The sequence below is a fragment of the Cytobacillus sp. QJM3NY_8 genome, from assembly GCF_056173585.1.
In genome coordinates, this window is sequence record NZ_CM149681.1 from 2863187 (window position 1) to 2882855 (window position 19669).

At 40.4% G+C, this 19669-nt stretch carries 21 protein-coding genes; 7 read left to right on the forward strand and 14 right to left on the reverse strand.

Annotated elements, in window-relative coordinates:
- Positions 1-150: 150 nt before the first annotated feature.
- From xylE to xylA, 4 genes are all read right to left on the reverse strand, one after another.
- Positions 151-1551: a D-xylose transporter XylE gene (xylE, locus tag AC0VZ9_RS14865; protein ID WP_026041671.1), complete on the reverse strand. Its 1401-nt coding sequence runs from the start codon at positions 1549-1551 to the stop codon at positions 151-153.
- A gap of 93 nt (positions 1552-1644) precedes the next feature.
- Positions 1645-2682 carry an aldose epimerase family protein gene (locus tag AC0VZ9_RS14870; protein ID WP_019381291.1) on the reverse strand — a complete coding sequence of 346 codons (1038 nt, stop codon included), beginning with the start codon at positions 2680-2682 and terminating at the stop codon, positions 1645-1647.
- Positions 2683-2703: 21 nt separating this feature from the next.
- A complete protein-coding gene (gene xylB, locus AC0VZ9_RS14875; RefSeq protein ID WP_019381290.1) occupies positions 2704-4206 on the reverse strand; it encodes a xylulokinase in 1503 nt (500 codons plus the stop codon).
- A gap of 107 nt (positions 4207-4313) precedes the next feature.
- A complete protein-coding gene (xylA, locus tag AC0VZ9_RS14880; protein WP_009334243.1) occupies positions 4314-5645 on the reverse strand; it encodes a xylose isomerase in 1332 nt (443 codons plus the stop codon).
- A gap of 181 nt (positions 5646-5826) precedes the next feature.
- On the opposite strand from xylA, the gene AC0VZ9_RS14885 reads away from it, so the two are divergent.
- The gene (locus tag AC0VZ9_RS14885) at positions 5827-7008 is read left to right on the forward strand and encodes an ROK family protein (RefSeq protein WP_475396380.1); all 1182 of its coding nucleotides are present in this window, start codon (positions 5827-5829) and stop codon (positions 7006-7008) included.
- Positions 7009-7263: 255 nt separating this feature from the next.
- On the opposite strand, the gene AC0VZ9_RS14890 is transcribed toward AC0VZ9_RS14885, so the two are convergent.
- From AC0VZ9_RS14890 to AC0VZ9_RS14930, 9 genes are all read right to left on the reverse strand, one after another.
- A complete protein-coding gene (locus tag AC0VZ9_RS14890; RefSeq protein WP_226280731.1) occupies positions 7264-7647 on the reverse strand; it encodes a DUF3221 domain-containing protein in 384 nt (127 codons plus the stop codon).
- Between the two features lie 6 nt (positions 7648-7653).
- Positions 7654-8376, reverse strand: a complete 723-nt coding sequence (locus tag AC0VZ9_RS14895) for a GNAT family N-acetyltransferase (protein ID WP_009334240.1) — start codon at positions 8374-8376, stop codon at positions 7654-7656.
- Positions 8377-8457: 81 nt separating this feature from the next.
- On the reverse strand, positions 8458-10698 hold the full coding sequence (locus AC0VZ9_RS14900) for an ATP-binding cassette domain-containing protein (RefSeq protein ID WP_251265017.1): 2241 nt from the start codon (positions 10696-10698) through the stop codon (positions 8458-8460).
- Between the two features lie 169 nt (positions 10699-10867).
- On the reverse strand, positions 10868-11716 hold the full coding sequence (locus tag AC0VZ9_RS14905) for a GNAT family N-acetyltransferase (protein WP_009334238.1): 849 nt from the start codon (positions 11714-11716) through the stop codon (positions 10868-10870).
- 76 nt (positions 11717-11792) lie between these two features.
- Positions 11793-12269: a small multi-drug export protein gene (locus tag AC0VZ9_RS14910; protein WP_009334237.1), complete on the reverse strand. Its 477-nt coding sequence runs from the start codon at positions 12267-12269 to the stop codon at positions 11793-11795.
- Positions 12270-12802: 533 nt separating this feature from the next.
- Positions 12803-12943 (reverse strand): FbpB family small basic protein, encoded by a 141-nt coding sequence (locus AC0VZ9_RS14915; protein ID WP_157380234.1) that lies wholly within the window; start codon positions 12941-12943, stop codon positions 12803-12805.
- A gap of 32 nt (positions 12944-12975) precedes the next feature.
- The gene (locus tag AC0VZ9_RS14920; protein ID WP_019381255.1) at positions 12976-13425 is read right to left on the reverse strand and encodes a flavodoxin; all 450 of its coding nucleotides are present in this window, start codon (positions 13423-13425) and stop codon (positions 12976-12978) included.
- Positions 13426-13440: 15 nt separating this feature from the next.
- The gene (locus AC0VZ9_RS14925) at positions 13441-14328 is read right to left on the reverse strand and encodes a hypothetical protein (RefSeq protein WP_071157675.1); all 888 of its coding nucleotides are present in this window, start codon (positions 14326-14328) and stop codon (positions 13441-13443) included.
- The gene (locus tag AC0VZ9_RS14930) at positions 14321-14788 is read right to left on the reverse strand and encodes a flavodoxin (protein ID WP_475396381.1); all 468 of its coding nucleotides are present in this window, start codon (positions 14786-14788) and stop codon (positions 14321-14323) included. Before AC0VZ9_RS14930 ends, AC0VZ9_RS14925 begins: the two co-directional genes overlap by 8 nt.
- A 273-nt stretch (positions 14789-15061) precedes the next feature.
- Here AC0VZ9_RS14930 and AC0VZ9_RS14935 point away from each other — a divergent pair, with 273 nt between their 5' ends.
- Positions 15062-15790 (forward strand): YwaF family protein, encoded by a 729-nt coding sequence (locus AC0VZ9_RS14935; RefSeq protein ID WP_009334232.1) that lies wholly within the window; start codon positions 15062-15064, stop codon positions 15788-15790.
- Positions 15791-16037: 247 nt separating this feature from the next.
- Here the strand turns inward: AC0VZ9_RS14935 and AC0VZ9_RS14940 are convergent, their stop codons facing one another.
- Positions 16038-16433: a hypothetical protein gene (locus AC0VZ9_RS14940; RefSeq protein ID WP_475396382.1), complete on the reverse strand. Its 396-nt coding sequence runs from the start codon at positions 16431-16433 to the stop codon at positions 16038-16040.
- A gap of 918 nt (positions 16434-17351) precedes the next feature.
- Here AC0VZ9_RS14940 and AC0VZ9_RS14945 point away from each other — a divergent pair.
- The 5 genes from AC0VZ9_RS14945 to AC0VZ9_RS14965 all read left to right on the forward strand — a co-directional run bounded on the left by AC0VZ9_RS14945 (position 17352) and on the right by AC0VZ9_RS14965 (position 19626).
- Positions 17352-18161, forward strand: a complete 810-nt coding sequence (locus AC0VZ9_RS14945) for a hypothetical protein (RefSeq protein ID WP_475396383.1) — start codon at positions 17352-17354, stop codon at positions 18159-18161.
- A 199-nt stretch (positions 18162-18360) separates the two neighbouring features.
- Complete coding sequence (locus tag AC0VZ9_RS14950; RefSeq protein WP_019383448.1) at positions 18361-18864, forward strand: sigma-70 family RNA polymerase sigma factor; 504 nt, start codon at positions 18361-18363, stop codon at positions 18862-18864.
- Positions 18865-18929: 65 nt separating this feature from the next.
- Positions 18930-19148, forward strand: coding sequence for a DUF1659 domain-containing protein (locus AC0VZ9_RS14955; RefSeq protein ID WP_192908693.1), 219 nt, complete (start codon positions 18930-18932; stop codon positions 19146-19148).
- 43 nt (positions 19149-19191) lie between these two features.
- Positions 19192-19410: a DUF2922 domain-containing protein gene (locus tag AC0VZ9_RS14960; RefSeq protein WP_009334227.1), complete on the forward strand. Its 219-nt coding sequence runs from the start codon at positions 19192-19194 to the stop codon at positions 19408-19410.
- Positions 19411-19488: 78 nt separating this feature from the next.
- Entirely contained in the window at positions 19489-19626 is a 138-nt protein-coding gene (locus AC0VZ9_RS14965; RefSeq protein ID WP_019383447.1) for a YvrJ family protein, read from the forward strand.
- Positions 19627-19669 lie beyond the last annotated feature (43 nt).

Sequence of the window (19669 nt, forward strand, 5' to 3'; positions counted from 1 at the left end):
GGAATTGTCACTTTCATTGGATAAGAGTGCAGAAGAGATAGAAGAACTAGTGAAGGAAATGATAAAAACAAGCAGATAACAGAAAAAAGAATGTCCCTTCTGCATGTGATATTCATCGGGACATTCTTTTTTCATGGTTGAATAAGCTAATCAGGCAGTTCTTTTCCAAATACTCTCCATGTTCTCAAGAGTCTTCCCTTTCGTTTCAGGTACAAACTTCCATACAAAAATGGCTGAAAGAACACTCATCAGTCCATAGAAGCCGTAAGTTAAGCCGCCGCTGAATTCCATCATCATCGGATAGGTCGATGAAATAAAATAGTTTGCCGCCCATTGTGCTGCTACAGCTACCGCAACTGCCTGTCCTCGGATTTTGTTTGGGAAAATTTCAGAGATCAATACCCAGCATATCGGTCCCCATGACATCATGAAGGAAGCTGTGTAAACGATGATAAAAATTAATGTGCCCATGCCGATTATATTGGAGAAAGCCATTCCTGCTACTCCAAACATCCCGATGGCCATGCCAATGGAACCTGTGATCAATAATGGCTTGCGTCCCCATTTATCTACAGTTAAAATTGCCACAATTGTAAAGATGACATTTATGACACCCATAACAATCGTCTGCAGCATCGAGGCATCCTTTGCTGCTCCCATGCTTTCAAAAATTCGCGGTGCATAGTACAAAGCAACGTTGATTCCGACAAATTGCTGGAATACAGAGAGCAGAATTCCTATAACAATCACTAATTTTCCGTATGCAAACAGCTTTTCTGCTGGAACATTTGCTGAGGCTGCTACCGATTTTTTGATTTCACCCAAGATCGTTTTAGCCTCTGCTGCACCATTAATTTTCGCAAGGACTGCTAAAGCTTTATCATCATGATTATGAATGGCCAGGTAACGTGGTGTCTCCGGAACCAGGAGCAGCAGAAGACCAAAGGCAAGGGCCGGAATAGCTTCTGAAGCAAACATGTACCTCCAGCCAACATCATTGATCCATTCCAATGGACGGCCGCTGGCAATGCCCCAGTTTACAAAGTACACGACAAGCATCCCGAAGATAATCATAAACTGATTGAATGAAACAAGGCGTCCGCGGATATCGGCAGGTGCAATTTCGCCGATATACATGGGAACAATAGCTGACGCCAGACCAACCCCAATTCCGCCAATAATGCGATAAAGATTAAAAGTCAATAATAGCGAGATGGTCGGTTCCCCTTTAGTGAAAAATAAAAATTCAGGGAAAGCGGATCCTAATGCAGATAAGAAGAATAGTACAGCCGCGGCTATCAGCGATTTTTTCCGCCCAAATTTCGACGCAAAATAACCGGATATTAAACCGCCAATGATACAGCCAATCAATGCACTTGAGGTTGTCGCCCCGTGAGCCAGCGATCCTAATCCCAAACTATTAATCAGATAGATTTCCAGTGACTTTTCAGCTCCTGAAATAACAGCCGTATCATATCCGAAAAGCAAACCGCCTATCGCAGCAACCAATGTAAGTGAACCAATATATAGAGAGTTCCGATTCTGTTTCATAGATTGTAAAAGACAGATTTGAACCAAAATAGAGCGCTTACAATTTTACATTAATAATTCAAATCCATCTTTACTCCTTTCTATTAGAAATGATTAAACAACAAGAAACTTGAAACTGGTTTTTGTTTTGAAGACCTCATTTTTCTCCAGGACAATAGAAGGAAAGTTTTCATGATGAACAGCATCAGGCGGACATTGAGTTTCAAGACACAGCCCCAAATGGCTTCTTGACTGAACACCTCTAATTTGAAAATCATTTCCGAGCATATTCGCTGTATATAAAACAACACTCGGCCTATCCGTTTTCACTGTCAGTTTTCGTCCGCTGGCAGAATCCACTACAGTCATTTCACCTGTATTTAATAGAAATGGATGATCATAACCTCCGCCCGCAAGCATGTTCTGCTGATGGCCGGACTTTACGCCTTCTTTGATTTTCTTCCCTGCTCTGAAATCAAACGGTGTATTTTCAACATGTATGAGTTTCCCAGTAGGAATCAATGTTTCATCAAGCTCCAGAAAGTGATCGCTTTGCATGGTCACCTCGTGCTCCAGAATGTCCCTCTTTAAGTCCCCGCTTAGGTTAAAATAAGTATGGTTTGTCAGATTGATGATCGTTTTTTCATCAGATATCGCTTCATAACTAATGACCAGTTCATTCTCATTGTTCAGTGTATAGTTTACCGTTACCTCAAGTGTCCCAGGATACCCGTGTTCCCCATCCGGGCTTACATAGGAGAACCTGATATTCGCCTCATTCATGCTCTTTTCGGCGGCCGAGTCCCAAATAACATGATGAAAGCCGCCTGAACCTCCATGCAGATGGTGTTCCCCATCATTTTTTTGCAGCTGGTAAGCAGTTCCATCAAGAGTGAAAGCCGAGCCCGCTATCCTTCCGGCCACCCTTCCGATAATAGCGCCGAAGAATGGTGAATAATTAATATACTCTTCAAGAGTGTCAAACCCCAGGATCACATTCTCTATATTTCCTTTACTGTCAGGGACAGATATCCCGGTAATGATTCCCCCGTATTCGATACACGATACTTCCATTCCATGATCATTGCTGATTGTATAGGATTTAATCTTGTGTCCATTCCATTCGCCAAATATACTTTCAGTTATGTTCATGTCGATCTCCCTCAAGTCAGCTTACTTTTTTCTAAACCCGGCCAAACCCTCATTCAGCTTTTTGGTTTGCGCATAAACTTCTTTGTATAACTGGAAAAGCTCCTGATATTTCTTAACGTTTTCAGGGATTGGAGTATATGTCTTTTCGTATGTTATGAAGTTTTCGGCACAGGCTTCCAGAGATTCATACCATTTACATCCGTATGCTGCTAGCATAGCCGCACCTACAGCAGGTCCTTGTTCACTTGAAAGCTTTACAATTGTGCAATTGAAGATATCGGCCTGGATTTGCAGCCAGGCCTCACTTTTAGCTCCTCCGCCGATTGAAATAATGGTATCGACAAGCTTTCCGCTTTCCCTGAATATTTCAATCGATTCATTTAAAGAAAAAGTAATACCTTCAATGACCGATCGTACAAAATCATTTCGATTATGTGAGGAGTCCATGCCGATAAAGCTTCCCCGAATTTGTGAATCTGCATATGGTGTGCGCTCACCCGCTAAATAGGGTGTAAATAAAAGTCCGTTCGACCCAATCGGAACCTCGCTCATTCCAGCCAACAGGGAATCGAATGATTCCATTTCTGCAAACGCATCTTTAAACCAGTTCAAACTATGTCCTGCTGCCAGGGTTACGCCCATTGTGTAATAGGCATTTTCTTCACCATGATTAAAATAATGGACTTTCCCCTGAAAATCCTTGTCATTTTGTTCTTCATAGGATAAAACGACCCCGGATGTCCCAATGCTGCATAATGTTTTGCCTTCCGACAGAATGCCGGAACCGATCGCACCGCAGGCGTTGTCAGCTCCTCCTGCAAATACCTTAGTTAAAGGAGATAATCCCGTCTTCTCAGAAATCTCAGGCTTTAACGTTCCTACACATTCATGGGATTCAACTAAAGGCGGACAGATATTCACATCAATCCCCGTTAGCCCGCAAATCTCTTCACTCCACATTTTCCGGCCGGCATTCAGCAGCAAAGTACCCGCTGCATCACTATATTCACTATGAATCCTGCCAGTCAGTTTAAAGCGCAGGTAATCTTTAGGGAGCATAAATACAGACGCTTTTTCAAAAACTTCCGGCTCGTATTGCTTCACCCAAAGCAGCTTTGGTAAAGTAAAGCCTTCCAATGCCGGATTCTTTGTAATTTCAAGCAGACGCTTCTCACCAGCCATGTCATAGATCTGTTTACATTGCTCTGTCGTGCGGGTATCATTCCAAAGGATTGCATTACGCAGAACCTTATTCTCTTCATCCAGAAGGACCAGACCGTGCATTTGGCCTGAAAAACTGATTCCTTGAATGTCTTCCGCACTTCCATCAAACTGCTCTGTAAGTTCTTTAAGAGCAGCCACTGTTTTATCAACCCATTCACCAGGGTCCTGTTCACTATAACCCGACTTTTCATGAATGAGCGGATAAGACCTGGAAACTTCGCTGCATACTACTCCCTTTTGATTCATTAATAAAACTTTTACCGAGCTCGTGCCAAGGTCAATCCCGATTACATATTTCATGATTGATCATCCTTTAGATAATGAAATGTATGCTAAGTTTTAGTTTTTAAAAATGTACTGGGACACTTTTGTATTCCCAGTACATTTAATCTTTTTATATTAATCTATTACGCTTTTACACTCGCATAAGCTTCGAGAATGTATTTATTTAAGACAGCTTTTAGCTGTTCCTGTCTTCCTGATTTATTTTCAATCTTTTCAAGCTGAAGGGCATGCTTTTCAAGCTTGCGGAAGTCTGCCTTTCCTTCAACGATTTCAAGGCCGATGCCTTCTGTATAGCTGCTATATCTGTCAGCAATAAAATTGTCTAATACTTTATCTTCCATTAGACGCTGTGCAACCTTTGCGCCAACCGCAAATGTGTCCATTCCTGCAATATGAGCATAGAACAGGTCCTCAGGGTCAAATGATCCTCTTCGTACTTTCGCATCAAAGTTAAGGCCGCCTGTTCCAAGGCCGTCATTTTTTAGAATTTCAACCATTGCCAGTGCTGTAGAATAGATGTCTGTCGGGAATTCGTCAGTATCCCATCCCAGCAGGGTATCACCCTGGTTTGCATCCACTGAACCAAGCATTCCATTTATGCGTGCTGTGTGCAGTTCATGCTCAAATGTATGGCCGGCAAGGGTCGCGTGGTTTGCTTCAATATTGAATTTAAAGTAGTCTTTTAAGCCGTAAGATTGCAAGAATGATAAGCTGGTTGCCACATCAAAATCGTATTGATGTTTGGTGGGCTCCTTCGGTTTTGGCTCGATTAGGAATTGTGCGTCAAACCCAATTTCCTTTGCATAATCGATTGCCATATGGAAGAACCGCGCAAGATTATCGAGTTCAAGCTTCATGTTCGTATTCAGCAGTGTTTCGTATCCTTCGCGGCCGCCCCAGAACACATAGTTCTCAGCACCCAGCTCCTTGCCGATCTCAAGTCCCTTTTTCACTTTTGCAGCAGCATAGGCAAATACATCAGCATTAGGTGCTGTCGCCGCACCGTGCAGCCAGCGCGGATGCGAAAACATATTAGCGGTATTCCATAATAACTTCGTTTTGCTGGACTTCATGTATTCCTTTATCATGGCCGTAATCTCATCTAAGTTCTTAAAAGTTTCGCTTAATGAATCGCCTTCAGGCGAAATATCAGCGTCATGGAAACAGAAAAACGGAACATTCAGTTTTTCATAGAATTCAAAGGATGCTTCAACACGCGCCTTGGCCAAATCCATTCCGGAAAATCTGTCATAGGAACGGATCATCGTTCCATTTCCGAAAGGATCTGTGCCTTCCGCAGTAAACGTATGCCAGTAAGACACTGCAAAACGGAGAAGGTCTTCCATTTTTCTGCCGTTGATCATTTCTTCAGGATTATAATATTTAAAAGCCAATGGATTATTAGAATCTGGACCTTCGTATTTTACTCCACTCACATTATTAAAGTAGTTCATTTTCATTCCTCCATCTTCTCTTTTCATTTGTTATCGCTTTCATTTGATTACAAATCGATTTTACCACCATAAACTTAGTTTGTCTATTGAATGAACTAAGTTTTATTTTTATTTTTAATTATGGTATAAATGGAATATGATTGTAATAGACAAAGAAATTGAGGATTTGAGGAGAAAGATAATGACTTGGAATCAGCAGCTGGTAAAAATGAAAAACAAATCACGCGTTCTGCAGACGATCATCGACCAATCCCCTATCTCCCGGGCTGATATCTCACAGCATTTGGGACTGACTAAAGGAACTGTTTCCTCTTTAGTCAACGAGCTGATAGAAGAACAAATCTGTTCCGAAACAGGACCGGGCAAATCGAGCGGAGGACGGCGGCCTGTGATGCTGCTCTTTAATGAACAAGCAGGATATGCCATTGGAATTGATTTAGGGGTTAACTATATTTTAGGTGTCATGACTGATTTATCGGGGAATATTGTGAGCGAACATTTGAAGCATATGAATAGCATGAGGTATGAAGAAACCATTCTTGTCATAAAAGAAGTTATCCAATCCTTATTGGACTCAACCCCTGAGAGCCCCTATGGCGTGATTGGAATCGGTATTGGAGTGCCGGGAATTGTAAATAAGGAAGGCAGCAATATCCTGCTGGCACCTAATCTGGGCTGGACAGATATCCATTTAAAGGCAGAAATTGAGACAGAGTTTCACCTTCCCGTTATTATCGACAACGAAGCGAACGCCGGAGCATACGGGGAAAAGCGTTTCGGAGCCGGGAAAAACTTTGAGAATCTCATCTATGTTAGCGCTGGAATTGGCATTGGAGTCGGCTTTATTTTACAAAACAGCCTTTACCGTGGCGCTGAAGGATTCTCCGGTGAAATGGGCCATATGGTGATCGATATAGATGGAAAAGAATGCAGATGCGGCAGCAAAGGCTGCTGGGAATTGTACGCTTCTGAACAGGCATTGCTAAACCAGGCAAAGAATATTGAATCATACTTAAAACGGGATAATTTGAACCTGGAGTCATTAGTTGAAATGGCCGAAGAAGATGAGGAAGTAAAGGATCTGTTCCATCAAATCGGCCGATGCCTTGGCATTGGCATAAACAATATCATTAATACATTCAACCCCGAGCAAATCATTATCGGAAATCGCTTAGCAATCGCCAAAGAATTATTACTGGATTCAATAATGGAAGTTGTCAAGACTCATTCCTTAAGATTCAATCAGGAAAACGTAAACATTACATTTGCAGATTTATCGATCTACTCAACAGCACTTGGGGCTTCAGCTTATGCCACAGAAAACTTTCTGAACTCGGATCTGCAGGAAAACCTGAATAAATAGACTGCCTGATCGGATAATAAACAAATTTTGAAAGATTAAAAGAATGTCCCAGATGTGTATGGGACATTCTTTTAAGTTTCGTGATTGTGTCAACCCAACCTGAATTAATTCCTCGTCAATTCTGTTTATTACAGTAATAAAATAATAGGAAACCACTATACATCAGGCAACGATGACGCTTTTTACCCACCGGAATATATACTTGCTGAAAACGGCAAAAATAAAAATGAGCTCCAGTGTAATGAAAAAGCCAGTTTACAATTTCTTTATTTTTATCACATTGATTTGTGCCGGGAAGGATTCCAGTATTTCTGTGTACCAGATTTCCACCATATCTCCACTCTTTATTCCACTCAAAACAGCATTATTCAATTTATACACAGATTTATAATTTCCTATTAATTCATTGACGGATTGTGTTTCTGCATCTGCCAACGTAAATCCTTTATCTTCAATAAGCAGTATGATATTTTCTTTCATAACGATTGTTCCTTCCAAAGTTGCCGCTCCCTCATTAACCTGAGCCTGCTGACTTAATATCCCTATCAGCCAAAGCAATAACAATACTATTATTAAGATAAAAATGGCTGCTGCTCTTTTCATTGTTCTATTCTCTCCAACCGTGTTTTCATACATCATTCTTGATTATCCAGAAAAAGAATACTCTAAGGAAAAGACAGAATTACTCTCCTGAAGACATCCATTTGCTTCCATTACTTTTCTCATGGCAGCATTATCGGCCCGGGTTACCCCGAGATATGTTTCAGCTTTAAAATCATGCTGCAATCTATGGAGTCCAATTAAATGCAGGTTCTTACCATACCCTTTACCCTTAAAATCAGGGTGGATGCCGATCCAAAACATCCTTCCTTCCCGATCCCGGCCAGGTTCCAAATGAGGAAAAACGACTCCTGCCGGTTCAGAATGAACCGTATAAACCGTAAACATTTTATCTGCTTGTTCAGGGAGCTCTGTTTTCATGCTCTTTAAAAACTTCTCAGTTTGTTCATAAGTAAAATTCATAACCTCAGATAAGAAAGTAATGGAACTTTTGTTAAGGAGCGGCCAAACTTCATAAGGAGGGACCTTTTTATTCTCACATTCTGCAAACTGCTTTTTAAAAATAAGTCTTTCACCAATCACTTTCATTTTTCCTCGAGTGACAACTAATTTATCCAAAATTCCTTGAGGGCACTCAATCTTTACTTTTTCAATTCTGCTCTTATCCAGGGTAAGAAGCCTATTTATTAAATAATCTACTTTATTAGGACTTCTTAGTTCATCTTGAAAGATTTCCATAATAATTTCGGAATCACTTTTTATACTGTGTACACCTGCTGCTTTCAGGTCTTTTAATAGTTCCTCCATAGTAATCACCTCCACTTAAGAAGTAAAGAAAATGGCCATTGAATAAATTCCAAGGCCATTTGGTGTCTTATCCTTATTCCATTACAGATGCCGAGCAGTAACCGAACGTTCACATTCCAAAATTCCTGCTGGCGGTCCTTCATACAGGACTTCACCGCCTCCAGCACCTCCATCCGGACCCAAGTCAACGATCCAATCACTTTTGCGGATAACATCCAGATTATGTTCAATGACTATAACGGTATTACCCTTTTCCACCAATTTATTAATGATTTCCAGAATATTAGCGACATCGGACATATGCAATCCAGTAGTTGGTTCATCAAGTATATAAATGTTTCCTTTAGTATTCAGTTCCTTTGCAAGCTTAAGCCTTTGACATTCGCCACCTGACAAGGTGGTCAGAGGCTGTCCCAATGTCAAATAGCCAAGACCGACAGTTTCCAGTGCTTTGAGTTTTTTCTGAACATCTTTTGCATCAAAGAACTCTACAGCATCCGCTACAGACATCTCCATGATTTCAACAATATTTTTTCCCTTATATAGGTATTGGAGCACGTCCTGCCTAAAACGGCTTCCATAACATTCGCTGCATTCGACTTCCATTGTATCCATAAAGGATAAATTGATTTCAACCGTCCCAGTGCCTCCGCATGACGGACAGCCCCCGGTCGAATTATAGCTGAATAATCCGCTCTCCACTCCATTGGCATCTGAAAAAGACTTGCGAATCGAATTCATAATGCCAGTGAAAGTTGCCGGATTGGACCGTATGTTCGCGTGGACCGGGCTTTGATCAATACGGATTGCCTCCGGAAAATCTTTCGCAAACACTTCGTTCACAAGTGTGCTTTTCCCGGAACCAGCTACACCTGTAATAACAGTAAAAATCCCTTTTGGAACTGAAAGACTCACATTCTTCAAATTGTGAAGGGTGCTTTTCCTGCTTTCCATAAACTCGGAAACCGGTCTCGGATTGGCGTTGATCTCTGCACTTCGGTTTAAATAATTGGCAGTCAATGTGTCAGAAGATAAGAAATCCTGATAACTGCCGGTATACATAATCTCTCCCCCGTGTGTTCCGGCTTGAGGCCCAACATCAACAATATAATCGGCTATTTGGATGACATCTGGATCATGCTCCACAACTAGTACGGTATTGCCCCTGTCACGCAGCCGAACCAGCAATTCATTTAACCGGTGGACATCCCGCGGATGCAGGCCGGTGCTGGGTTCATCAAATATGTACATAAGACCGGTTAAGTTACTGGATAAATATTTGACCATTTTCACCCTTTGGGATTCACCGCCCGATAGTGTTGGCGTTTCCCTTGTCAAATCCATATAGCCGAGCCCAATGTCACAAAGGTTTTCCAATCGTTCCATGATCCCGTCAGCGATTGGCTTAGCTTCCGGTGATGTAACCTGGGGAAGGGTTTCGATTAGCTGATCCAATTGCATGGACGTCAAGTCAAAAATGGAATAGCCTTTGATTGTGGATGAAAGCACCTTCTCATTGTAGCGTTTTCCTCCGCAGGAAGGGCATTCCGTCATGGTGCTGAAGTTCTTTAGGAGCTTCTCGCCTGATTTTGAAGTCTCTTTGTCCCTCTTTACATGCTGCCGCATAAATTTGACTGCCAGGCCCTCATAGGTTGCATTCATATCATTATTCATATAACTGACTGTTACTTTTTGCGGCTCTGCATAGACAAGCTTATTAAATTCTTCTTCTGTATAATCATTAATTTTCTTATCTATATCGAAGAATCCGGATTCCGCATACGCTTTCCATTGCCATGTTCCAGGTCCAAACCCCGGAAGCAGAATAGCTCCTTCATTTAAGCTTTTTTCCTTATCAAGAGCAGCATCAAGGTTTAGCGTAATAATTCTCCCAATCCCTTCACATTTCGGGCACATGCCGCTGGGATCATTAAATGAATATACGTTGCTGTAACCTAAATGAGGTTCTGCAAACCGGGAGAATAACAGGCGAAGAAGAGGATTAATATCTGTAGCGGTTCCAAGTGTGGATCGGGCATTTCCGCCGAGCCGTTTTTGATCGACTACAACGGCAGTAGAAAGATTGTTGATTTCATCTGCTTCCGGACGGCTATATTTCGGAAGAAAAAGCCGCTGAAAACTGCTGTACGTCTCATTTAACTGGCGGCCTGCCTCCTGGGCAATCGTATCAAACACGATAGATGATTTGCCTGAACCGGAGACACCTGTAAATATTGTGATCTTTCCTTTTGGAATCTTCAGATCAATATTTTTCAGGTTGTTAACTCTGGCATTGAAAATTTCGATGAATTCCTGCTTCACACAATCAGCTCCTTTTGAAATCAATTTTCTTATGTATGAAATATGCGCGGAGAACAATCATACCAATAATGAAAATCAAATTGCAACAATATTCTCTAATTCATTTAAAGTTTTTGGGGAAAACGGTCCTTTCCATAAACTCAGTCCACTGCTGCCGGTAATTGATAGATTATATAGAAGGAATGACAACAGCCCTGCAAGCTTTCTCATAAAACTCAATTGGCCCTGCTCCTCCAATAATTGCATATTCATATCCTATTTCCTTCATATCTCTTAAGCAGTGATGAAGCAATGCATTTCCTACGCCTTTAACCCTGCTGGTTTTTACTACACCCATAGGGCCGAAATATCCCTTTTTGTTCCGGTAGACATCAAATGCTGCGAATCCAATTATTTCATCATTTTGATTAAGCGCAATATAAATGGAAGGCTTCTCTTGCTGGAATCCGCTGCGGATCGTATAAGACCATTCCTTGGAGAAATGCTCTTCAACAAAGTTTCCCAGTATGATTTGATCATCTTTTTTTGCTTTACGAATAGTCTGGAAGTTTAACCTAGGGAAGGTATATCTGCCAAGGTGAGCGATCATGTCCCTGGAGGTTGTTCCAAGGGTTAAAATGGTATGCTTATCTTCTTCAGATAAATGGTGTTTTATGGAGGAGTCTGTTAATAAAGCTTTAAGAAGATGACCTTCGTTAACATAAACCTGATTATACCTTTTCATATACTTAAAGGCAGATTCAAAAATCTGCACTACTTCTTTTGTAACCGTCATGCTAAAAAATTCGCTTTGCGTTTTGCCATTTATATTCCCAGTCAAATCACTTAAAGAAAGTTTATTCAAATTGATTTTCAAAGAAATTTCACCCAGTGCTCCTGTCTTTTCTTCCAGGCATGCGATAAACAGATGAACTGGATGGAGCACTTTTTGTTCTGAAAAGCCGGCTTCCCGTTCGGCATGTTTCATGATTATTTTCATCCTATCCGTAAAGTTTGCTGTACTTCTCAGAACAATCACCCCTTTTAAAACCCTTTTTCAGCTTCCGGACACCACTTCATATTCAACCCAAAATAAAAAATTCCTGCCACTTTATTTATAAAAGATTTAAAAAGCTGAATCCATACACTGCACCCACAGCAAAAATGATAGTCCAGAGTGCCAAACTTATGGTCATCCACCTTATCACTCCCGATTTTGATGCCCCAAATGCCAGAGCAATAATGGCCGCAATATCGGTTCCAACAATGATTGGAGCTAATAATGCTAATCCCGGGATCCCGTATTTTTGCCAAATCTCCTTTGACCGCCTTTCTTTTCTTGTTGGTTCTGTAATGCCCTTTTTTAATTTCCTTGCCTGCCGCAAGCTTTCAACCTGTTTAAAGAAGGCACCGAGCAAAAGGATTAACAGAAGATTTCCCGTAAATGCAGTGAGACTGACTCCGATAGGCGATAGTCCCCAAAGAATCCCAAGAGGGACAATAATTGATACATCCATCCAGGGTGCTGCCGCAAGCAAAAATAATACTGTATATTGCATGTATATAGGTGCATCTTGTGCCCATTCCAGCATATCTCTTCCCTCCCATGAAAAATCCAGCTTACTCTTACATTATGAAAAAAAGCATACAATCACCATCGCAATACCTTACAATCCCCCCCTTGGATGTGACAATTTTGTCACTTTATTCCACCTGCCTTTATCGAAGTATTCCTTTTACTCAAAGGATGCTGTTTGTACTTAAAAGTAACGCCAGTTGTCAAAATTTTGATTTCACAAAAAATAGAAGGAGGTAAAAAGAATTCAGATAACGAAGTAAACAGGTAAGGAGGTGAAAAAACGATGACTCTCCTTTTTTACAAAGCGATGGAGGCGTTTAAGAAGGATGCTGAACGTCTGGAAAAAGAAAAGCTTCAAAAGGAAAAGTCGAATGAGAAAAAATCAAAATAATGAGTTACTCTTTCATTCCCCATGGGGGGATTTTTTTTGAAATATAACACAGATACAGTTTTCCCCAAATGATAAACAACGGACTGCCGACATTAAAATATGCGTCCCTGCATTGCAGAAACGCATAATTCTTTCCTTTTCCAGCCTGAATATTCCTAGTGATTAACTCTTGTTTTTTCTGTCTCCATCAAAATATTTTCATCAACCCTTCGATATATTTCTTCCAATTGATCTTTATCTTTTAGGATATTTTTCATGTTTTCTTCTACTAGTTTATGAAATGTTTTCTTTTTCATTAAGGCCATCCTTTCTAAGCTTGTCGCCATACTCAGCAGGTTTCCTTTAACATCAAAGCTTCAGAGACAAACTTTTTTATTTCCTCTTCGTCTTCCGGTTCCGGATTGAACTCTATCCTCAGGGGACTGCCGACAACTGTTCCCCCTTGTTCTTCTATAAGTTTTTGAAGGTGATCAAGGGCGCCGCAAAATTCAGGGTAGGAGGTATCTCCTGATCCAAAGATGGCAAAGGGATGATTTTCGAGATCCAGCTGTTCGATTTCTTCAATGACATCGAGACATTCATCAGGATAGTCCCCATCTCCCCATGTATACAATCCAATAAAAGTAAGATCATAGTTTAGTAGTTCAGCAGCACTTTGAACACTCATAAAATCTTCTAAATCCACATCATGATTTTGATCCTTCAGCTCCCCTGCGATTATGTCCGCAATGGCTTCTGTGTTCCCCGACATACTTGCATAAAATACGCCAATTTTCATTCCTCTTCACTCCTATCAATGAATTAATGCTGTTGGGTTATATCTGTGGGTGATCCATTTACTTTCTCTATGTGAACAGATAAAAAGCTGGTCTTTAAAGCCCGCACCCCTGAATCCATGTCCAGCTACGGTTTCAATGGGAATCAGGGACATGCTTTTCTTATGGACTTCGTAGATTCTTGAAAAACCGTCTTCATCCTGACTTGTCGTGGCATATACTTTTTCATTCGCCTCAAAAATATCCAGGAAAGCTCTTTCTGAGATAGGCTGCTGGCATACACTCCACCTATTTGTAAATGGATTCAGAATCTCAATCGTTCCCATACCGGACCGAGCGTTTCCCTTTGCAATGATGAGAAGGTCATTTTCATTTCTATAAATGGAGGAAATCATTGAATGCTTTTCTTTTTTTATGAGCTGTAATTCCCCGCTTCCAACATAATATCTCCATACCCCTCCATTCTGGGAGTTGATTTGTGTTCCAATATAAATGCTCCCCTGATGATATAGCAGAGATCGGATAAGGGGCTTTTGGGACATATTTTGAAATGGACTTAAGACAGACCAATCAGAACCAAAATTAGTTGATATGTATAAGCTGCTGCCGCCATGAGTTACGATATATCCCATCTGGTTTCCTGTAATATCCCACAGCCGCCGGGCGGTTGGGAATGAGGTCTGATTCCATTTTTTTCGCTGCAGATCGTATCGGATAATTGTGCCATTGTCACCGATTCCGAATATGAAATGACCTAATTGCACAAGTTTGTATATATTTTGTGTTAACCCATACTGAAGGAACCAGTCTCCATCCTCAAAGGAATAAATGCCCGCCTGCTTTACTGCTACTATGAAAGGAAGATTTGGGGTTGATAGCACTGCTGTGGAGCCCTTATCAAACATGTTCCATCTCCTCATTTTTCACTATCCATTCATAGGCAGATTCGGCAAATTGCTGACACTCAAGAATCTGCTCATCTGTTTCAGGGTTAAGTTCTATTTTTAACCCTTGCTGAAAAACATTGGCTCCTCTTTCACTCAATTTGTCAGCAAGCGTATCCACTGCTGCACAAAATTTTGGATAAGCATGATCACCAGAACCAAAGCATGCAGCATGTATTCCTGTTAAATCGTGATCATTCAATTCTTCAAAAAAATCCTCAGCTTCATAAGGAAGATCGCCATCCCCCCATGTATAAGCACCAATGAAAATACAGTCATAGGCAAGGATACTATGAATATCTGTCAAATCCAGGCTATCCATATACACTTCACATCCTTTAGATTCAAGAACTTTTTTCAGAATGGATGCCATATCTTCTGTATTTCCTGACATACTTAAATATCCAATGAAAGTCTTCATTTCACAGCCTCCTAATTGATAATGATTTTCAATTATTATTAAATTGATCATAAGTGATAATGATTATCAATGTCAATGAATATTTTAATTTTGTGACCTTTTTCCTGATTAATGTGATAAAAAAAGCAAAGGGAAAAAATATGTACTGCATAATGAGTTAACTTAGCAGTTGTAAATAAGCTTGATCTTCGAAGGAGCAGAAAAGCTGTATAAAAAATAGAAGAGATGCACAACTTATGCCTGATTCATTAAAAAGACATGAGGTGTGCATGGATGGAGTGGTTTGGCAAAAGTCATAAGTATTACAATTTTGAAATGTTTTCAGCCAGTCATCTTGTTACATTGGCAATCTTTTTTTTGGTATCATCCGCCATTTTTCTATACCGGAAAAAGCTGAAGGGTGCTGGATGGAGAAGGTTTGAAGTTGGATCAGCCATTTCCTTAATATTGGTCGAGATATCGAATCACGTATGGATGTTAGAGAATGGAGTCTGGAAATTTGGACGATCCATGCCATTGGAATTGTGTAATATTGGACTTATTTTATGTATCCTTTTACTCATGACCAGGAAAAAGATTATTTTTGAACTATTATTTTTTATTGCGATATTGGGTGCTACTCAAGCTATACTTACTCCAGCTTTAACATACGACTTTCCTCACTTTCGCTTTTTTCACTTTTTCTATGCACACATGATGGTTGTATGGGCAGCCTTATATTTTTTTTGGGCTAGAAATTACTATCCATCATTTCAATCGGTCATAAAGCTAATTGTATTTATCAATTTGCTCTTGCCGGTGATCCTCCTGATTAACAACCAAACGAAAGGAAATTATTGGTTTTTGCGTCATAAACCTGAAACCCCAAGTTTCTTTGACGTATTGGGTCCCTATCCATGGTATATCTTCTCTTTGGAGAGCTTACTGCTGATTCTGAGCTTAATCGCATGGTTTATCTTACGAAAACGGGAAAATAGTCATAAAGGACGTTCTCATTTTTAATAAACTGGGCTGATTTTAGCCAATAAGAAAAGCTGCCAGCAGATGGCAGCTTTTCTTTATAAAACCTCGTGCGGAATTATTCTTCTATTCCCTAATCATATCCTTACATCAAAAAGAAAAGGCAATTAACAAACGACCAGTTTTCGTGCGTGGAAATTTTCTATATGCATATTGGGATATAGAAACGGAATAAAGATAAATAAAGCTAACGCTCAGATACGTTAGCTTTATTCCTGTTTTACTCATTTTAGATGGCCTTGGCTATGTAATATTCCAATTCCTCTTTCAGGCTGCAGGTTTCGTTCAGCCTTCTGCTATTCTCCGCAAAAGAGTCCTTGTCCCCCGCTTCAAGATCCTGATCAATTTTATATTGCAGATAATTGATTTTCAGGTCTATATCTAACTGTGATGATATGCATTCACTCATGAAATATCTCTCAATATCCTCTATAGCCATGTAAAACGCCTGCTGTCCATTAATCACCACAAGCGCATACCATCCCAGCATTGTAGATTTACGCTCAGGAGTGACCTCAATTAGATCTCCCTTTTGAAAATGTAGTATATTCACATGATCAGCATCCGGACAAAAGCAATCGATTTGATGATCAAAATGATCTATTGCGATATAAAACTCACTCATTTCTCAACCCTCCTACATGTCATATTCAGCTGCCTCGTTAATATCCAAACCGCAGCAAGGGCATTGGGCTTCGTTATTATTATCAGATTCAGTATCCGCCATATAACCGCACCAGCCGCAAATGTAATGTTTAATCGACTTATATCCCTCCTCAGAGTAGATTCTTATTATGTAAACCCAATTGAGTGATAATGATTATCATTAATAAAATTTATTTTATGTGAAAATGATTATCATTGTCAAGGAAATCGGAGAAGTTATGATAATTTAGTTTTATGGTTTTTTTGGCGACCGTTTTTACTTGTACCTCCGTATTTTCGTCGTCATAGACTTCTTATGACTACCGTTTTTACTTGGACCTTCGAATTTTGGTCGGCATAGACCTCTTATGACTACCGTTTTTACTTGTACCTCCGAGGTTTCGTCTTCATAGATCTCTCTTATGACAACCGTTTTTATCTGCACCTCCGTATTTCGTCGTCAGGAACCTCTTATGGCGACCGTTTTCCCTGATGCCTCCGAATTTTGGTCGGCATAGACCTCTTATGGCGACCGTTTTTACTTGGACCTCCGAGGTTTCGTCGTCATGAACCTCTTATGGCGACTGTTTTTACTTGGACCTCCAATTTTTCGTCGTCATGAACCTCTTATGGCGACCGTTTTTACTTGGACCTCCGAGGTTTTGTAGACATGAATCTCAAATGACGTACATTTTTCTTTGAACCAACGAAGCTGCGTCGTCATAAATCTTATATGGCGACTTTGTTCTATGAAAATTTGTTCTTTCGCCTCCATGCTTTCCACATGAGTTTCAAAAAAACACCCCCGTTCACGATTCCGTCACAATCCCTCAAAAAACCCCCTGTCCTTCCCCACCCCTTCATTTGTATTTAGAAGGTGAAAGGGTGGTGCATTTAAATGAATTTAAAATCAGGCAGAATTGAGCATTTTGAAGGATATTCCCAATTTAGAAATCTTAAGGAGTTTAATGCTCATGTGGAGATGTGGCTTTCGGTCCATAAGAAAAACTTTTCAAAGGGTGAGCTAGTTGGTTTAAAGAGGCTGGTTCGTTTTGCTGCGAAAATTCCTAGAGTCTCCAATGCTAAAATCGGGACCGTTTTAAAAGCCATTCACGACGAATATAACGGCAGTGGCATTTCCCGATCCACTTTTAAAAGGATGATTGCCAAAGCTTTAGAGTTAGGGATTATCACTGTCCTTGAAACTGAGAGAAAAAACGGGTCCCAGTCTAGTAATTTGTATTTTTTTAATCGTTTTCCCAAGAGTGAACCACCTAAAAAAGAAAAATTGAACCACCCTAATAAAACTATTAATCTTTCTAAAGCTAATAAAAATCAAAAGATAAATAAACGTAACGATACCGTCCTCGATCACACCTATACAAATGATCGTGTACCAGAATCATTCACCAGCACTGTAAAATACTTTTTTCCGGAAGCAAAGCAAATTGAGGAGTTTTGGAGAATGGCATCCACTGCAGCATATAAAAACAATTGTGACCAAAATTTGAACGCTGTTTTGGCTACAGCCATCCATTCGTTTAAGCAGCTGATCGGGAAGATGAAAACCCGCGCAATTACTAATCCTGTCGCTTATTTCTATGGAATCTTGACTAAGAAATTTGAAGAAATGTACTTTGAGGATTTGTTTAAAATGGGATTTTCAGCTGAAGAAAATGACTTCTTCATGAATTTTTTTTACAAATAATAAAAAAAACAGGCTAACTCCCGGTTTTTCGTGAGTTAGACCCCCTAACTCCGGACTTAGACCCCTTAACTCCAGAGTTACGGGGGTTAACTGACTGATCCAGCACTTTTTCTTGATTGGCCAAAATAATGTTTACACGCTATGTTTGAGCTACCCGGGAATACTTAGAGAGCGCGCTTTCCTTGAAGGGACCGTATTCATGGAGAGTTTTGAACAGTTAGCAGCCCAATATGAGACGATGATTCATAAAATTATGCATAGCCTGAACATCTATAAAAACAAAGAGGAATTCTACCAGCTGGGATTAATTACACTCTGGGAGGCGTGGAAAAATCATGACCCTGAAAAAGGGACCTTGCTTTCCTATGCTTACAGTATGATAAAAGGAAAAATCATGAACGAATTAACCAATCAAAATAAACAAAGCCAGCAATATTTCTATCCGAAAGATGAATTCTGGGAACTTATTGAAGACCCCTCCCCATTCCCCGCCATAGATCATACACACGAGATGCTTAAAAGATGCAGGCTCCTATCTGCCAATCAACTGAAATGGCTGCAGTATACCTTATGTGATCAAATGTCTGTCAAGGAAATAGCTGAAAAAGAACAAGTCACCCCGTCAGCAGTCAAAAACTGGCGGCATGGTGCCCGTGAGAAGCTAAGAATTATAATGGAAAATAATCGCTTTTTTGAAGATTAATTTATTTTACCCTGTCCTTATCACCCCGCAATACGTATATAGAGGGTGAAAGGAGGTGAACAAAGATGGCACAAGCAATTATCACTGATTCTAAACTTCGTCTAGTGTTTGAAACAGGACTTAACGAGCAGGGCAAGCCAATTCACAAATCTAAAACCTACAGCAGCGTAAAACAATCGGCAACAGCAGACCAGCTTTTCTCAGTGGGACAAGCGATTTCTGGACTATGCAGCTGTCCATTGGCTGAAATGAACAGAAATGACAGCTTCGAAATCCTGGGCTAATTCATTCTATTAAAATACAAAAAAATTAAAGGAGGGAATTATAATGGCTAAAACATTAGAAATGACCTTTTTGTCAGAACTGGGCAAGCCAACGAAATTATCCGTCGATAACCCCATCGAGCCGATTGATCCTGCAGCTGTCAAAGCAGCTATGGAACAAATCATTGCTGCCAACGCTTTTGACGGCAATGGCGGTGACTTGATTACAGCGGATAGTGTCAGGCTGGTTGAGCGTAATGTAACTGATTATGAATTAATTTAAGGTGCAGTGGCCGGATTCTTTGGAACCCGGCCATTTTTAAAATGCTTATTGTAAATTCACACGAAAGGAGCAGCTGCCATGGAACAGATGATTACATTGATCAGCGAACTCGGCTTCCCGATCGTTGTCACGTTTTTTTTGCTGAACCGGATCGAAGCGAAACTTGATGTTGTGGTTTCTTCCATTCAGGGATTGCCGGATCGATTGAAGGAATAGGAAAAAGAGATAAGCTGCCACAAAAACAGTATGGCAGCTTCTG

Coding starts and splice junctions, on each gene's coding strand:
- AC0VZ9_RS14885 (WP_475396380.1), top strand. CDS start 5,827: ATGACTTGGAATCAGCAGCTGGTAAAAATGAAAAACAAATCACGCGTT.
- AC0VZ9_RS14895 (WP_009334240.1), bottom strand. CDS start 8,376: ATGGAGGAACTATTAAAAGACCTGAAAGCAGCAGGTGTACACAGTATA.
- AC0VZ9_RS14890 (WP_226280731.1), bottom strand. CDS start 7,647: ATGATGTATGAAAACACGGTTGGAGAGAATAGAACAATGAAAAGAGCA.
- AC0VZ9_RS14950 (WP_019383448.1), top strand. CDS start 18,361: ATGGAGAGTTTTGAACAGTTAGCAGCCCAATATGAGACGATGATTCAT.
- AC0VZ9_RS14915 (WP_157380234.1), bottom strand. CDS start 12,943: ATGAAAAAGAAAACATTTCATAAACTAGTAGAAGAAAACATGAAAAAT.
- AC0VZ9_RS14955 (WP_192908693.1), top strand. CDS start 18,930: ATGGCACAAGCAATTATCACTGATTCTAAACTTCGTCTAGTGTTTGAA.
- xylA (WP_009334243.1), bottom strand. CDS start 5,645: ATGAACTACTTTAATAATGTGAGTGGAGTAAAATACGAAGGTCCAGAT.
- AC0VZ9_RS14935 (WP_009334232.1), top strand. CDS start 15,062: ATGGAGTGGTTTGGCAAAAGTCATAAGTATTACAATTTTGAAATGTTT.
- AC0VZ9_RS14965 (WP_019383447.1), top strand. CDS start 19,489: ATGGAACAGATGATTACATTGATCAGCGAACTCGGCTTCCCGATCGTT.
- AC0VZ9_RS14870 (WP_019381291.1), bottom strand. CDS start 2,682: ATGAACATAACTGAAAGTATATTTGGCGAATGGAATGGACACAAGATT.
- AC0VZ9_RS14920 (WP_019381255.1), bottom strand. CDS start 13,425: ATGAAAATTGGCGTATTTTATGCAAGTATGTCGGGGAACACAGAAGCC.
- xylE (WP_026041671.1), bottom strand. CDS start 1,551: ATGAAACAGAATCGGAACTCTCTATATATTGGTTCACTTACATTGGTT.
- AC0VZ9_RS14930 (WP_475396381.1), bottom strand. CDS start 14,788: ATGAAGACTTTCATTGGATATTTAAGTATGTCAGGAAATACAGAAGAT.
- AC0VZ9_RS14940 (WP_475396382.1), bottom strand. CDS start 16,433: ATGAGTGAGTTTTATATCGCAATAGATCATTTTGATCATCAAATCGAT.
- AC0VZ9_RS14925 (WP_071157675.1), bottom strand. CDS start 14,328: ATGTTTGATAAGGGCTCCACAGCAGTGCTATCAACCCCAAATCTTCCT.
- xylB (WP_019381290.1), bottom strand. CDS start 4,206: ATGAAATATGTAATCGGGATTGACCTTGGCACGAGCTCGGTAAAAGTT.
- AC0VZ9_RS14945 (WP_475396383.1), top strand. CDS start 17,352: ATGAATTTAAAATCAGGCAGAATTGAGCATTTTGAAGGATATTCCCAA.
- AC0VZ9_RS14910 (WP_009334237.1), bottom strand. CDS start 12,269: ATGCTGGAATGGGCACAAGATGCACCTATATACATGCAATATACAGTA.
- AC0VZ9_RS14960 (WP_009334227.1), top strand. CDS start 19,192: ATGGCTAAAACATTAGAAATGACCTTTTTGTCAGAACTGGGCAAGCCA.